At 43.2% G+C, this 13,966-nt stretch carries 15 protein-coding genes and 1 riboswitch; of the genes, 2 read left to right on the forward strand and 13 right to left on the reverse strand.

Features of this window, described 5'->3' with window-relative positions:
- Positions 1-4 precede the first annotated feature (4 nt).
- From ACGEDC_RS07610 to moaA, 10 genes are all read right to left on the reverse strand, one after another.
- On the reverse strand, positions 5-682 hold the full coding sequence (locus ACGEDC_RS07610) for a response regulator transcription factor (protein WP_065110526.1): 678 nt from the start codon (positions 680-682) through the stop codon (positions 5-7).
- A gap of 42 nt (positions 683-724) precedes the next feature.
- Positions 725-988, reverse strand: coding sequence for a hypothetical protein (locus ACGEDC_RS07615; protein ID WP_394497450.1), 264 nt, complete (start codon positions 986-988; stop codon positions 725-727).
- The gene (locus tag ACGEDC_RS07620) at positions 988-1,248 is read right to left on the reverse strand and encodes a hypothetical protein (protein ID WP_394497452.1); all 261 of its coding nucleotides are present in this window, start codon (positions 1,246-1,248) and stop codon (positions 988-990) included. The genes ACGEDC_RS07615 and ACGEDC_RS07620 overlap by 1 nt, the downstream gene beginning before the upstream one ends.
- Before the next feature lie 84 nt (positions 1,249-1,332).
- Positions 1,333-2,439, reverse strand: a complete 1,107-nt coding sequence (locus tag ACGEDC_RS07625; RefSeq protein ID WP_055024184.1) for an ABC transporter ATP-binding protein — start codon at positions 2,437-2,439, stop codon at positions 1,333-1,335.
- Positions 2,420-3,100 carry a molybdate ABC transporter permease subunit gene (gene modB / locus ACGEDC_RS07630; protein ID WP_394497455.1) on the reverse strand — a complete coding sequence of 227 codons (681 nt, stop codon included), beginning with the start codon at positions 3,098-3,100 and terminating at the stop codon, positions 2,420-2,422. Before modB ends, ACGEDC_RS07625 begins: the two co-directional genes overlap by 20 nt.
- Positions 3,101-3,103: 3 nt before the next feature.
- On the reverse strand, positions 3,104-3,898 hold the full coding sequence (gene modA / locus ACGEDC_RS07635) for a molybdate ABC transporter substrate-binding protein (protein ID WP_394498284.1): 795 nt from the start codon (positions 3,896-3,898) through the stop codon (positions 3,104-3,106).
- A gap of 97 nt (positions 3,899-3,995) precedes the next feature.
- Complete coding sequence (gene moaE, locus ACGEDC_RS07640) at positions 3,996-4,481, reverse strand: molybdopterin synthase catalytic subunit MoaE (RefSeq protein ID WP_065110522.1); 486 nt, start codon at positions 4,479-4,481, stop codon at positions 3,996-3,998.
- A gap of 1 nt (position 4,482) precedes the next feature.
- The gene (gene moaD / locus ACGEDC_RS07645; RefSeq protein WP_055024180.1) at positions 4,483-4,731 is read right to left on the reverse strand and encodes a molybdopterin synthase sulfur carrier subunit; all 249 of its coding nucleotides are present in this window, start codon (positions 4,729-4,731) and stop codon (positions 4,483-4,485) included.
- 39 nt (positions 4,732-4,770) lie between these two features.
- On the reverse strand, positions 4,771-5,253 hold the full coding sequence (gene moaC / locus ACGEDC_RS07650; protein ID WP_055024179.1) for a cyclic pyranopterin monophosphate synthase MoaC: 483 nt from the start codon (positions 5,251-5,253) through the stop codon (positions 4,771-4,773).
- Between the two features lie 57 nt (positions 5,254-5,310).
- On the reverse strand, positions 5,311-6,291 hold the full coding sequence (moaA, locus tag ACGEDC_RS07655) for a GTP 3',8-cyclase MoaA (RefSeq protein WP_055024178.1): 981 nt from the start codon (positions 6,289-6,291) through the stop codon (positions 5,311-5,313).
- A riboswitch (molybdenum cofactor riboswitch) is annotated at positions 6,279-6,412 on the reverse strand. (Overlaps the previous gene by 13 nt.)
- A 208-nt stretch (positions 6,413-6,620) precedes the next feature.
- On the opposite strand from moaA, the gene ACGEDC_RS07660 reads away from it, so the two are divergent.
- Together ACGEDC_RS07660 and ACGEDC_RS07665 are read left to right on the forward strand one after the other, a co-directional pair.
- The gene (locus ACGEDC_RS07660; RefSeq protein WP_394497459.1) at positions 6,621-8,270 is read left to right on the forward strand and encodes an electron transfer flavoprotein-ubiquinone oxidoreductase; all 1,650 of its coding nucleotides are present in this window, start codon (positions 6,621-6,623) and stop codon (positions 8,268-8,270) included.
- 182 nt (positions 8,271-8,452) lie between these two features.
- Entirely contained in the window at positions 8,453-10,375 is a 1,923-nt protein-coding gene (locus ACGEDC_RS07665) for a methyl-accepting chemotaxis protein (protein WP_394497461.1), read from the forward strand.
- 80 nt (positions 10,376-10,455) lie between these two features.
- On the opposite strand, the gene ACGEDC_RS07670 is transcribed toward ACGEDC_RS07665, so the two are convergent.
- The 3 genes from ACGEDC_RS07670 to ACGEDC_RS07680 all read right to left on the reverse strand — a co-directional run bounded on the left by ACGEDC_RS07670 (position 10,456) and on the right by ACGEDC_RS07680 (position 13,905).
- Positions 10,456-11,163, reverse strand: a complete 708-nt coding sequence (locus tag ACGEDC_RS07670; RefSeq protein ID WP_394497463.1) for an MOSC domain-containing protein — start codon at positions 11,161-11,163, stop codon at positions 10,456-10,458.
- A gap of 29 nt (positions 11,164-11,192) precedes the next feature.
- On the reverse strand, positions 11,193-12,650 hold the full coding sequence (locus ACGEDC_RS07675; RefSeq protein WP_055024222.1) for a sensor domain-containing diguanylate cyclase: 1,458 nt from the start codon (positions 12,648-12,650) through the stop codon (positions 11,193-11,195).
- Positions 12,651-13,053: 403 nt separating this feature from the next.
- Entirely contained in the window at positions 13,054-13,905 is an 852-nt protein-coding gene (locus ACGEDC_RS07680; protein WP_080917203.1) for a PfkB family carbohydrate kinase, read from the reverse strand.
- Positions 13,906-13,966 lie beyond the last annotated feature (61 nt).

Raw genomic sequence — 13,966 nt, forward strand, 5'->3', positions numbered from 1 at the left:
GGGTTTAATTCCCTTTGCAAAGGCGATATCCAGCCCCTCGAACCGTTTCAATGATTTCAGGGTGGCCTAACTCTTCAAACTTACGACGTAATTTAGCAATGTGCACATCGATGACATTGGTGCGAGGATCAAAGTGATAATCCCATACTGCTTCAAATAACAATGTGCGACTGATAACTTGATTAGGGTGTTCCATCAGATACTTAAGCAACTGAAACTCTTTAGGTTGTAACAATAACTCATGTTCATCAAGTGTCACTTTACGAGTCAGCAACTCCATTTTTAAGTTGCCCACTTCCAAGTCTGTATTGGCTGCAGACGGAGCGTTACGCTGAATAAGCTTCTCTGCACGCACTTGTAACTCAGCAAAAGCAAATGGCTTGGTCATATAGTCATCACCACCAGCACGTAAACCTTTTACACGCTCATCCACATGGCTTAGTGCCGAAAGGATTAATACTGGAGTCTGGTTACCGTTATTACGTAATGCCGTAAGTAATGTAAGTCCATCAAGCTGAGGTAACATGCGATCTAAAATGATAATGTCATATTGATTATGTTTAGCTTGGTGCAAGCCATCATGGCCATTTGTCGCGGTATCGACTTGATATTGTTGAGCGGTAAAACCTTCAGCAACATATTGTAGCGTGGTTGCGTCATCTTCAACGATTAATACTCGCATAGTGCTATTCCTTCGTTTTACAGCATGAAATTCATTGTGAGTTTAGTCCCACTGCAATAATGGCAATGGGCGTAATTCTTCAATATCAAACGCTATCGTATGCTTACTAGAGACGTTCAGCAGTTTCAGCTCAAGATAGCTGATGGCAAGGTCGTGATCTAACTCAGCTTCAATTAAATACCCAGACTGATTTTCTTTTGCCAATTTAACTAATTCGGTAAAAGTCATGCCTTTTGAAATTAATACCTTGGCAGCCTTCACCTGATCTAAATCATCGGACTCAAGCGCCGTTAATTTCTTTTTCATCAAGGCGCCATCAACAGCAAAAAAGACAGCTCAGTGATTTCACTGTCTTCAAGGTTGAGTACATCCACTTCATAGATTAACTGACCATTTTCCACATCCATATCAAATGAAGAAACAATACCGCGATAATCTAGTTCAATTTGTTCAATCACAGTTATCGGTTGCACGTATCCACCTTCAGACAACAAAGTATGCATACTCGGGGTTGCCATCACCATTGACGGGAACACAACTAGCAACGACAAAACGATACGGAACATGAAAGCCTCAATAAAGAGAATTGGAATAGTGATACTTTACCTAAGCCCGACAAAAGACCCAAGCTTTGTAAGATTAATAATTGATCATGATTCTAGTATATGAACTTGTTCAGATTTAAGCGCGATAGTCGTCTCTAATCCCGGTTTCAAGTTCAATTTAGTGGCCAAGTGAGAAGGAACATCCATATTAAAGGTCTCTTTCACATCCCGCATAGAGGCCTTAACACGCACAGATTCTCCCATGACCAAAATCGAATCGATAACGATATCCAGTTTATTAATGCTACGACATAATCGCCCACTGGAAATGGCATTAAAGCGAATACCTTGGTTTGGAATGACCCAACGTACCTGTTGGCCTATCGCCAACTCTGGCGCACTATCACTGGCGATGATCTGTTCGCCCATTTTCAACCAAGTGATATTGGCTTCCTCATCTCGCCCACTGACTTCGGCGTGAAATATATTACGCAGCCCCATTTGCCTTGCGACGGTTTCATTACGGGGATGGGACAATACTTCAAACGGCTCACCTTGCTGAAGCATATTTCCCTGACTGATAAGAATCATTTTATCGGCCAGCAACAAGGCTTCATTCATATCATGGGTCACCATGATAACGGGTATAGATAATTGCGATTTGAGCCGTGCAAGCTCGATATATAATCGCTCACGGGTTTCCCTATCTACGGCAGAGAAGGGCTCATCAAGTAATAACACTGAAGGTTCACGGGCTAATGCCCTCGCTAAAGCCACACGTTGACGCTGACCACCAGATAATTGCGCAGGCAACCTAGCAGGCAGTCCATGTAAGTTAACGCGCTCAAGCCAGTCTAGAGCCCTCGCTTTACGTTCGCTCTTAGGGATATGGTCTAAGCCAGAAATGACATTCTCAAGGGCTGTTAAATGTGGGAACAAGCCAAAATGCTGCGGCACATAGCCGATATGACGCTGTTGAGGCGATAAATGCAACTTAGGCTCACTCGCATACCAGTCTTGTCCGCCACATTGAATGGTGCCCTTTTCAGGTGAACTCAGACCTGCAATCATCCGCAATAAGGTGGTTTTACCTCCACCAGACGGCCCTACTACAGCCAGCACTTCGCCAGCCTTACAATCGAACTTGGCCGATAAAGGAATAGGAAGTTGCTGCGAAATATCGCAATGTAAATCAGCGTTGCGGGTTGGCATGCTGCCCCCCAATACGCTTTGATAAACTGGTAGTGATTGCCAGTACACTAATAGCAAAGACAAGCAGCACTAACGACATCGTACCCGCCGCTTCAAAGTCAAAGGCTTGCACACTGTCATAAATGGCAATTGAAATGGTTTTCGTTTCACCTGCGATATTGCCGCCTAACATCAATACCACACCAAACTCACCTAATACGTGGGAAAAACATAATACCACCGCAGTCAAAATCCCGGGCCAGATCATCGGTAATTCGATTTTGAGAAATATGCGCCACCAGCTCATACCACAGCATGCTGCGGCATCTGGAATATCATGGGGGATAGTTTCAAAAGCACGTTGAATTGGCTGAACAGCGAAAGGAATATTGACCAAGATAGACGCAATAACCAATCCGGAAAAGTTAAACACTAATTGTGCACCAGTAAATTGCTCAACCCATTGCCCAATAATGCTTTGGCTGCCTAAGCCAACCAATAAGTAATAACCAATAACGGTCGGCGGCAACACAAGTGGCACCATAATCAAGGCTTCAACCCAAGACTTGCCTTTAAACTGGCGGTAAGCCAAAAAACGGCCAACAAATACCGCCATTGGGACTAAAATTAATACGGTTACACTGCTTAACTTGGCCGATAGCCACAATGACTGCCAATCCATAAATTACTCTTCCGCCACTTGCTGTCTTGGTTGTGGTGCACGAAGTTTAGGTTGATGCAAATGATGCTTGTCTGTCAGTGAGTCTGGAAAACCAAAACCGTAATTTTCTAATACGTCATGAGCCGCACTCGACTTCATGTATTCATAAAACGCTTTGGTGGTATCACCAGCTTTAGGGGTCATCACCATGCGTTGATTAATCGGTTGATATAAAGACTGCGGGATTTCAACATAGCGCCCCATTTTGCTGAACTGCGGCGCAGAAGCTAATGATAACGCCACAATACCACCTTGAGCAGAACCGCTTAGGGCAAATTGAGCCGCCTGAGAGACATTTTCACCCATAATGATGGTTGACTGCAGTGCTTCCCAAAGGCCTTTGTCTGTTAATAGCGCTTGAGCACGTTCGCCGTAGGGAGCGTGAGCCGGATTAGCAATCACAAAACGTTTAATTTCGCCTTGCTCAATTGCCGCTTCAAGACCTGCAAGTTGCGGTTCAAGGTTTAAAGAAGAGTTATTAGGCGCAACAAGGGCAAGTTTACCAATGGCATAAATATCACCATCAGAGTCAGTTTTACCGACTTTATGTAACAGCTGTACATAAAACTCATCAGCGCTAAGCAGCATTTCAAAAGGCGCACCATGTTGAATCTGCGCCACAAAATTACCAGAAGAACCGTAAGACACTCTAAGCTTCAGGCCCGTTTCAGCGGTAAAGTTCGCCACAATTTCATCTAAGGCAAACTTGACATTCGATGCAGCAGCAATCGCAGGGGGTTGGCTGCTTGTGCCGAGAATGACATTAAGGTCATCAAACCTATGACCCCACTCAACACTAAAGCTTGAATACCCTGCGACAAACGACAACTCACGGTCATAAACTTAGTGTCCTTATTTACTTAACATCATTCCACATTGATGCAGCTTGTTCGTCCGAGTCGCGTGCTTCAACCCAGTTATTGCCTTCTTCACCGGCTTCTAATTTCCAAAAAGGCGCTTTGGTTTTTAAGAAATCGATTAAGAATTCACACGCTGCAAATGCCGCTTTACGATGCATACTGGTGACACCGATAAACACGATTTGCTCGCCTAGTTCCATACGACCTACACGGTGAATAATCGTGACATAGTTTAGCGGCCAGCGCTCATAAGCTTGCTCCGCTAATTGGACTAATACCGCTTCTGTCATACCAGGATAATGCTCAAGGGTCAGATCCGTTACCGCACTGCCATCATTAAAATCACGCACTTTACCGGCAAAGGTCACCACAGCGCCGTCACTGTTGTCAGCCGCAATAGCAGCGTATTCATCGGCGACATTAAAATCGGCCGTCTGAACACGGACGACTTGTTTTGGGTTTGTTTCTTTACTGGCCGTCATATTAACCGCCTGTCACTGGAGGGAAAAAAGCAACTTCATCACCATCAGCAACCGCAGCATCCCATGCGCTCATGGTTTGATTCACGGCAACAAGTAGTTTGTCTGAAGACAAGACTTTTGCCCATTTCTCATCAGTCGATGCCAATGCTTGGCGTAACTGCTCGGTGTTTGTGATCCCTTCAGCTGAGATTTCTGTTTTGGCTGTACCCAGTAACTCTCTAACTTGTGCAAAAAATAAAACCTGAATCATGACAATGTCTCTTTAAATATTTTGGATGCCAGCGAAAAATTAATCTTCAGCTTGGAAGTGACCTGATTTACCACCACGCTTTTCGAGTAAACGTACTTGGGAAATAATCATGTCTTTTTGAACCGCTTTACACATGTCGTAAATCGTTAACGCCGCCGTTGATGCAGCCGTTAATGCTTCCATCTCAACACCGGTTTTACCAGAAAGTTTACATAAACTGGTAATACGAACGCGGTTGTGTTCCGGTTGAGCTTCTAAGTCCACTTCAACTTTCGTCAGCATAAGTGGATGACATAGCGGGATTAAATCTGAGGTTTTTTTAGCAGCTTGAATACCTGCAATACGGGCTGTCGCAAACACATCACCTTTGTGATGGCTGCCACTCATGATCATTTCTAACGTACTTGGCGCCATTTCAATGAATGCTTCAGCACGCGCTTCACGTTCAGTAATGTTTTTCTCTGTCACATCGACCATGTGCGCGTTGCCATCGGCATTGATATGGGTAAAACAATTGCTCATGCTAACTTGCCTTATAAAATCTAGATGTCAGTTAGGGATTGAACTTTGCAACCAAGATTAGCCACCAATTGACGCTAAATGTTTGGTTACACCTGTTATCCCTTGATGTAAATAATGGGTTTCTTCTTTTTGCGCTAACTGACTGTGTAAACGCTCAATTAACTCTGCTCGTTGAGATTCGTGTTGCAATAAATCTCGTAAGTCCAAACCATTTTCGGTAAATAGACACAAGTGCAATTTACCTTTGGCTGAGACTCGCAGGCGATTACAGCTAGCGCAAAAGTTTTTGGCGTACGGCATAATCAATCCGATACGGCCTTGATAATCTGGGTGACTAAAGTTTTGTGCAGGGCCATCATCTACGCTAGGTAAGTCATATAACCAGCCTTCTGACTCAAGTTTTAACTTGATATCAAGGCCAGCTAAATGGTGTGCGTTAAAATAATCATGACCCAAGCCCGTTTCCATGAGTTCAATAAAGCGCAAATCAATCGGTGTGCTCTTGATCCAATGTAAAAAACGTGGCAAATCTTTGTCATTTAAGCCTTTTAACAATACGGCGTTAATTTTAATTCGCTCAAATCCAGCATCCAATGCAGCATCGATTCCGCGCATGACCTCATCAAATTTGTTTTCACCAGTAATTTGGTAAAACATCTTAGGATCAAGACTATCAACTGAAACATTAATGCGTCGCAAGCCTGCGTCGTACCATTCTTTAGCATGTTTTTCGAGACGATAACCGTTGGTTGTCATTGCAACAGTGTTAATGTTGTCATTGTCGGCAACAATACGAACGATATCGGTAAAATCTTTTCTTAGTGTCGGCTCACCACCAGTAATGCGGATTTTTTGCGTACCTACCTCGCCAAACGCTGCCACTAAATTTTCTATTTCATTTAGCGCAAGGAACTTAGGCTTGCCATCAGGCTTGTAGCCATCAGGGAGGCAATAGGTACATTTGAAATTACAAACGTCAGTGACTGACATCCGCAGATAGTGAAATCTTCGACCAAAGCTGTCTTGTAGTTGGGACATGTTAACCTTTCCAAGTGTGGGAGGTAAGCGCATTTCTTTACTCACCCCGGTGGCATTATTACCACGGCTAAATACCCGTATCTGTGGACGTAGGATATAGAGCTCGGAGAACCGTCAACCTTGATTATAGGCCTAAAATCACTCGGATCAGTACCTTTTTATGACAATTTGTCCCAGTTTGAGCAAAATCTGTAAAGATTTGCGAGCTAGCTCACGAGCTCAAAATCGCAGTTGCTACTGTGACCTAAGTCATTTTTGAGGTAAGGTGAGTAAAACAAAAAAACAACAAACCCGCCATAAACCGGGAAACGAAGATCAAAGGTGAGATGATGGAACGCGAATCTATGGAATTCGATGTAGTAATAGTCGGTGCAGGACCTGCCGGACTCGCTACTGCATGTCGATTAATGCAAATATCACAAGATGCAGATAAAGAAATGACCGTCTGTGTGGTTGAAAAAGGCTCTGAGGTTGGAGCGCACATCTTATCAGGTGCGGTTTTCGAACCTAAAGTATTGGATGAATTGTTCACAGATTGGCGAGAATCCGATATCCCACTCAATACCAAAGTAACTCACGACGAGATTTATTTACTTAGCTCAGAATCAAACTCCAAGTTAATGTCGAACAGCTTAGTGCCTAAAACCATGCATAATGAAGGCAACTATATTATCAGCGTCGGGAACTTAACCCGCTGGTTAGCTGAAAAAGCTGAAGGTTTAGGCGTTGAAATTTTCCCAGGATTTGCTGCAAGTGAAGTCCTGTTTAATCAAGATAACAGCGTAAAAGGCATTTTAATTGGCGATATGGGCGTGGGCGCTAACGGCGAAGAAAAAGACAGCTATATGCCAGGTATGGAATTACATGCCAAGTACACCGTCTTTTCTGAAGGTTGTCGAGGCCACCTAGGTAAAGAGCTAATCGCAAAATATCACCTTGATAACGGAAAGACCCCGCAGCATTATGGTTTAGGTTTTAAAGAAATCTGGAAAATTCCTGCCGAGCAACATCAAAAAGGTAAAGTTGTCCATACTGGTGGCTGGCCATTAAACCAAGGTACTTCAGGTGGCGGATTCCTATACCACATGGAAGACAACCAAGTTGCGGTAGGTTTAATCATCGACTTAAACTACAAGAACCCTCACGTCAGTCCATTTGACGAGTTCCAACGTTATAAGCAGCACCCTGTGATCAGCCAAACACTGATAGGTGGTGAACGCTTAACCTACGGCGCACGCGCAATCGCAAAAGGCGGCTTAAACTCACTGCCGAAAATGAGTTTCCCTGGTGGTCTTCTGATTGGCTGTGATGCTGGCACCTTGAACTTTGCCAAAATTAAAGGCACTCACACTGCAATGAAGAGCGGTATTGTGGCAGCCGAAACCTTAGGTGAAGCCTTAATGGCTGGTGTTGAAGCGGGTAAGGATCTTGATTGTTTCCAAACTCGTATCGAACAAAGCTGGTTACACGAAGAGTTATTCCAATCACGTAACTTTGGCCCTGCTCTGCATAAGTTTGGCACTTATTTGGGTGGCGCTTTTAACTTTATCGATCAAAATTGGTTTGGTGGTAAGTTCCCGATAACCTTGCGTGATGAAACCCCAGATCATGCAGAAATGGGCTTAGCGAAAGACTTTACTCCTATAGAGTATCCAAAACCGGATGGTAAATTAAGCTTTGATAAACTGTCTTCTGTTTATCTTTCAAATACCTATCATGAGGAAGATCAGAAGTGTCATTTGCAACTTAAAGATGCCTCAATTCCTATCGCGGTAAACTTAATAAAATACAACGAACCAGCGCAACGATACTGCCCTGCTGGCGTGTATGAAGTCGTCGCTGAAGGTCCTGAAAACAAGTTTGTGATTAATGCGCAAAACTGTATCCACTGTAAAACCTGTGACATTAAAGACCCAAGCCAAAATATCACTTGGGTCACCCCAGAAGGCGGCGGTGGTCCAAACTATCCAAATATGTAGTTGATATCCTTACTATCACTTAAGCAAAATTGTCACTTCAACAAAACGCACTATTAATTGGTGCGTTTTTTTATTGTATAAATAACCTATTACCGCAAAATTAGCTCAAAACAACATAAAACCTATTTAATTATTCCGCAAATTGCCGATATTAAACATATCGAACTAATTAGGTTGTCCGAATGAATCAGCTAAAACATCTATCCATTAAACAAAAAATCTTATTCTCGATGATCTTTGGCGTGGTGTTTTCAACCATGCTAGTGGGAGTACTGAGCCAGCGTAGCGCGAAAGTCGTTGTTGAGCAGCGTATGATTGATTCAGAACTGCCGAGCTTATTGATGCAAATACGTCATAAATTAGAGCTTGATATTAACAACTTGCTCAATGCCGCAGAACAACTGGCAAAAAGCCGAATGCTACTGGACTGGGTAGAGCAAGGTCGTCCCAATGATAGAGAAGACAATGTGATTGCCCAGTTAGGTGATATACAAGCACAGTATCAGTTAGTACAAGCCTCCTACGCGGACCGTGAAACAGCAGCTTATTACACTCAAGATGGTTTTCTACGCGTTCTTAATCCGCAGCAAGATAGTTGGTTTTTCGACTATCTCAATAGCGGACAGGAGCGAATGCTGAATGTCTTTACTGAAACAACTGGCGAAGTAAAACTGTTTATCAACTATCAGCAACCTAATGGCCGAGGGTTAGTCGGTTTAGCTAAATCTCTTGATGATATGGTGCAACAACTTGCTTCATTCAAGATTGAAGATAGTGGTTTTGTTTATCTTGTTGACGCATCAGGTAGCGTGAAACTTCACCCAGATCCGAACCAGATAGGTAAAGCCAATTTAAGTGGGTTTTATTCTGGCACCAATAGCCAATCTTTATTAGCTAAAAATGACTTTAACTTAATGCGCATTGAGGTTAATGGTGAAAGTAAAATGGTGGCAAGTAGTTATATTCCTGCTATGGACTGGTACTTAGTTGCGGAAGTGCCTGAGTCTGAGATTTTTGCCCTACTCGATAAAGCCGTGTACCAAATCATACTTGGCACCATCATTATCGCGGTGTTCTTTATTATCGTAGCAAGTGCTGTTGCTTCTTCAGTGAGTCGCCCTATTGCTAAGGTTGCCGAACTGTTTAAAGATATTGGCGAAGGTGAAGGTGATTTACGTCAACGTCTTCCAGTTGAAGGTCATGATGAACTGGCTCAGCTGGCAAAAGGATTTAATAGCTTTATCACGAAAATACAAGAATCCGTCATTGAAGTGGCTAGAACCAGTGAACAACTAAGTTTATCCGCCAAAGATGTTTCAGCCCAAGCAAACCAAACTTTAGATGACAGCCAGCAGCAAAAAGATAGAACCATTATGGTTGTCACCGCCATTAATGAAATGGGAGCAACGGTCAATGAAATTGCCAGTAATGCAGCCCAAGCAGCGGTAACGGCTAAAGAAGCAGATACCGAATCCTCTGATGGACAGCAAGTGGTAATGAGTGCAAGGAGCACCATTAATCAACTTTCAAATGACGTAGAACAGGTCGGTGAAGTGATTGAGTCGTTGGCGACTCACACTAAGTCTATTGGCGGTATCTTAGATGTGATCCGCGCTATTTCAGAGCAAACCAACTTACTGGCACTCAATGCTGCGATTGAAGCTGCACGTGCTGGAGAAGCTGGTAGAGGGTTCGCAGTGGTTGCTGATGAAGTTAGAAGCCTTGCTTCACGTACAGCGGATTCAACTAACGAAGTGCAAACCATGATTGATAAATTACAATCTGAAGCCAGCCGTGCTGTTGTTGCAATGGAAACATCTCGTAATCGTTCTCAAGAAGGCGTTAACGCTGTGGATGAAGCGAGCCAATCACTTAGCGGTATTAGCCAGCAAATTGCGTCAATCAGTGATATGAACATTCAAGTGGCAGCGGCAACAGAAGAGCAATCTACCGTTGTCGAAGACATTAATCGTAATGTCACTGAAATCAACGACATTACTCAGCGCACAGCTGATACAGCCAAGGCCGCAGCCCAAGCCAGTGAATCACTGAATAGCTTAGCAAGTCGACTTGATGTGTTAGTAGCCCGATTTAAAATTGAATAAACGGATGCTTTAATCAGAGACTAAAAACGCACTATACAGTGCGTTTTTTATTGCAACTTAATTAATGAGCAAGTTAAGATTTACTCAACAGGCTCACCTTCTGGGCCATATAAACGATACTGCCAATTCTCAATGGTTTGAGTATCGATACGCTTTTGCATACTGGTAACCCAATTACTAGCCAGTCCTTCACACTGCATCAGCAGTTGATATTGCTCGGCATCGACTTCTGGTAAGAAATAGATTTTCATTGCTTGCGCAACACTGATATCAGTTTTACGCTCAATGAGTACGATGCTATCGTTAGCGTTAATCTCACCAGCTTGTAATACCCGATAAAACCAACCACACATGCGACTCTCTTGCATGGCGAGAGCAAATTTAGGATGGCCGAATTGCTGATTTAGCTTAAAGCAAGGTGAGCGTGGTTGCGTCACTTGCAACAGTACTTCGCCAATTTGAATAATATCGCCAATATTAACCTGAGACTCATCGAGTCCCACGGTACTAATATTTTCACCCATCGCTGGCACGTCTTTATGATTGCTGATGAGATCCCAGCGACGATATTGCCCATAATGTTCTCGAGGGAAATGATGTAATACTCGCTCTTCGCCACCATGATGAATCGGATCCGCTTGAGCATCTCCCTCAACTTGGTGTTGATTAACCTTCAGCACTTGCATGGGCAATTTGTTGTTCATCCCACTGTCGATACTGCCTAAAGAATTAATTTTATCCCCACAAAATAATCCTGATATTTTGCTTGCTAACACATGGCCTGCCATGACTACTCTCTCATTGTTAAAGCGCTACTTTAATAAGATAAAACCACCTGATTTCGACCTTGTGCTTTCGCTTGGTAAAGGGCGATATCAGCGCGATTTACTAACTCTTCTGGTTTTTCTGTCTTGCGATGTTCAGCCACCCCACAACTTAAGGTGACACTGATTTTACTCCCATTAACCTTGATGGTTTTCGCTGCGACTGACTCTCGCATTTTTTCAGCCAACTCATTAGCTTGACTGATATTGGTATTAGCCAATAAAACTAAAAACTCTTCGCCGCCCCAGCGACATAACAAGTCGGCATCTGTTAAATGGGATTTAAGCACATTTGCTGCAGATTGAATGACAAGATCGCCAATGTTATGACCATATTGATCATTCACTTGTTTAAAGTGGTCAATATCGAGGATCAGCACTGACATAACTGTGCCATCTACCACTGAGCGAGATAGTGCCTGAGCAAAGTAATCTTCAAAAACTTGTCGATTGGCTGCACCAGTTAACTTGTCTGTGGATGCCATTAACTCTAACTTTCGCTGATATTTACCTATAGTCATATTGGCAATAAACAATATCCCTAAGGTCACGACCAAACTCAAACCAATATTAATCCAAAACGTCGTTAGTAGTTTTTTCTCTGCTTGCACTTCGTCTTGTTCTACCATCAAGTACCATTTGAACTCTTCAACTAAGCGGCTGTTTAAGTAAATCGTTCTGTTATCTCTATGGTAAGAAAATGATGCACTAGGACTGGTGAGAATACGAGTCGCCAGCTTTTCTAACCCTGCACTGCTCTGTAATGTGGTAGCACCTTCAAATCCACTGCTGTGCAGCTTAATATTGCCCTGCCTATCGGAAAAATATACTCGGCGGTTATAACGTGTTTGATACAGATCTATCAGTTTTTTAACTCGCTCAACGGCAAGTCCGACCCCTGTAACACCGATAAAGTTACCTTCAAAATCATAAACTTTGTAGTTTACATAAATCACGGTGCGATTTTTATCAGCAGTATCGGTATCAATATTAACTTCGTAGTCTTCATCTTGCGGCAAAGAGCGCACTCGAAAATACCATGCATCGTCATTAGAGACGTCTTCTATTTTTCTCAGAACCCCTGAAGAATGATAATAATTTCGGCTCGCTTCTGACACAAAAAAACTGGTCACGGTATCGTATTTGTTTTGAATTTCTCTCAGGTAGCGCACTAGCTTTTCAGGTTGCTGCTCATCATTAATCGTCCAATCACGAACAAAGGTGTCTTGAGCCATTAAAGATGAAATAAAGATAGGGCGTAATAAATCTTGCTGAATTTCGGAATAGATATTGTCACTGGTCAGTGGCAATGTGTTGTCTTCAATCTGTTCGCTTAACGAGTCATGTGCAACTTGATAGCTAATACTGCTTGTTACTATAAATGCAGCCAAAAGTAGAATGGATAATATCCAGATAAAACGTTTTTTATCGTTCCAAACTTTATTTCCCATAATGCCCCTAATAACTTCATCGCGCATAAATTCAGGCGCCCCCCAGAGAACGGGATCCTGTGACTATGTTAACTCAATGTAAATACTAACTGAAAAGCCTAAGTGACGCACCGATTTTCCAATTAGCTTTACAATTTGCCAACCTCACTCAATTCGTCAGCGACAAAAATGAATAAAAAAAGCCCTGCAAATGGGGGAATGCAGGGCCGTAAGATCAAACAGAATAAATAGGGTTGTAATTAACTTCCAGGAAGTAGGAAGAGTACAGCTAAAACGCAATTTCCGATGAAAAAAACTAAGCTTTCAACAAATTACGGCGAAAGTATAATCTTGCAATATGACAGATTAGCGACACAAAAATGACGAAACGATGAAGCTGAATGTGTACGGCCTAGGCCCGCTTCTACTCAGATTCTGGCGCAGTTAAATAGTGTTGCAAGCACTGTCCTGGTACTGAACTAGGAGTCGCAACCGCGAATGCTGCCCAACGAGCCCCTTCTTCCATCGCTTCTTTGATACCTCTTTGCTGACACAAGTAATGGATCAGTCCTGCAGCGTAAGCATCGCCAGCACCTGTTGTATCAACAACCTCAGCTAATACAGCAGGCACATGCACTTGTGCGTCTTTGCTATAAGCGACTGCACCATTTTCACCGTCTGTGACCACAAAATATTGTAATGACTCACCAGCAATTTGCTCGGCAAACTCCCATTTATCTCCAATACAACGACCTTGCATATCAGTGATTGAAGCAATAAGCACATGACAAGGACGAACGCGCTCATCTTTGGCTAATTGAGAGACGACAAGGCAATCGTTTAACGCCGAAGTCGTCCAGCCACTAATGCCTTTTGCTGATGAATTAGTGTATAGCGCATCAAACTGCTGCCATTTCGGCGGAGAGGGTAATTCAAAAACTGGCCGTTGTGGGCGAATGATCGTGCGCTCACCATCAGGCGTCATGACCAACAACATTTCACATGTGGTTCCTTCAAAACGCTCGACAAGCCGACAATCCAACCCCTGAGTACTGGCTTGCGCCAATATCCAGTTTCCCACCTTATCATTACCCACTTGGCTCACTAAAGACACCGAATGCCCTGCCCATACCAAGCCGATGCCAGTATTGGCACCGCCGCCGCCCAAACGTGAGCCGCCGTCTTGATAATGAAAGCGACCACCTGTTTGCAGTGGTTTATCAAGCTGCAGAAGTCGGTCACAATTGATATTGGCAAGGAGTAATATATTAGCCATAGCGCTCTCTGTCTGAATTATTCAATCGCAATAAAACCATCTCAGTGGAACCACAGTCATT

Source organism: Shewanella sp. ENK2 (genome assembly GCF_043568515.1).
In the GTDB taxonomy this organism is placed as follows: Bacteria; Pseudomonadota; Gammaproteobacteria; order Enterobacterales; family Shewanellaceae; genus Shewanella; species Shewanella japonica.

Bases quoted from the DNA above. Each gene is read 5' to 3' on its own strand.
- ACGEDC_RS07610 (WP_065110526.1), bottom strand. From the start codon at position 682: ATGCGAGTATTAATCGTTGAAGATGACGCAACCACGCTACAATATGTT.
- ACGEDC_RS07615 (WP_394497450.1), bottom strand. From the start codon at position 988: ATGAAAAAGAAATTAACGGCGCTTGAGTCCGATGATTTAGATCAGGTG.
- ACGEDC_RS07620 (WP_394497452.1), bottom strand. From the start codon at position 1,248: ATGTTCCGTATCGTTTTGTCGTTGCTAGTTGTGTTCCCGTCAATGGTG.
- ACGEDC_RS07625 (WP_055024184.1), bottom strand. From the start codon at position 2,439: ATGCCAACCCGCAACGCTGATTTACATTGCGATATTTCGCAGCAACTT.
- modB (WP_394497455.1), bottom strand. From the start codon at position 3,100: ATGGATTGGCAGTCATTGTGGCTATCGGCCAAGTTAAGCAGTGTAACC.
- moaE (WP_065110522.1), bottom strand. From the start codon at position 4,481: ATGACGGCCAGTAAAGAAACAAACCCAAAACAAGTCGTCCGTGTTCAG.
- moaD (WP_055024180.1), bottom strand. From the start codon at position 4,731: ATGATTCAGGTTTTATTTTTTGCACAAGTTAGAGAGTTACTGGGTACA.
- moaC (WP_055024179.1), bottom strand. From the start codon at position 5,253: ATGAGCAATTGTTTTACCCATATCAATGCCGATGGCAACGCGCACATG.
- moaA (WP_055024178.1), bottom strand. From the start codon at position 6,291: ATGTCCCAACTACAAGACAGCTTTGGTCGAAGATTTCACTATCTGCGG.
- ACGEDC_RS07660 (WP_394497459.1), top strand. From the start codon at position 6,621: ATGGAACGCGAATCTATGGAATTCGATGTAGTAATAGTCGGTGCAGGA.
- ACGEDC_RS07665 (WP_394497461.1), top strand. From the start codon at position 8,453: ATGAATCAGCTAAAACATCTATCCATTAAACAAAAAATCTTATTCTCG.
- ACGEDC_RS07670 (WP_394497463.1), bottom strand. From the start codon at position 11,163: ATGGCAGGCCATGTGTTAGCAAGCAAAATATCAGGATTATTTTGTGGG.
- ACGEDC_RS07675 (WP_055024222.1), bottom strand. From the start codon at position 12,650: ATGGGAAATAAAGTTTGGAACGATAAAAAACGTTTTATCTGGATATTA.
- ACGEDC_RS07680 (WP_080917203.1), bottom strand. From the start codon at position 13,905: ATGGCTAATATATTACTCCTTGCCAATATCAATTGTGACCGACTTCTG.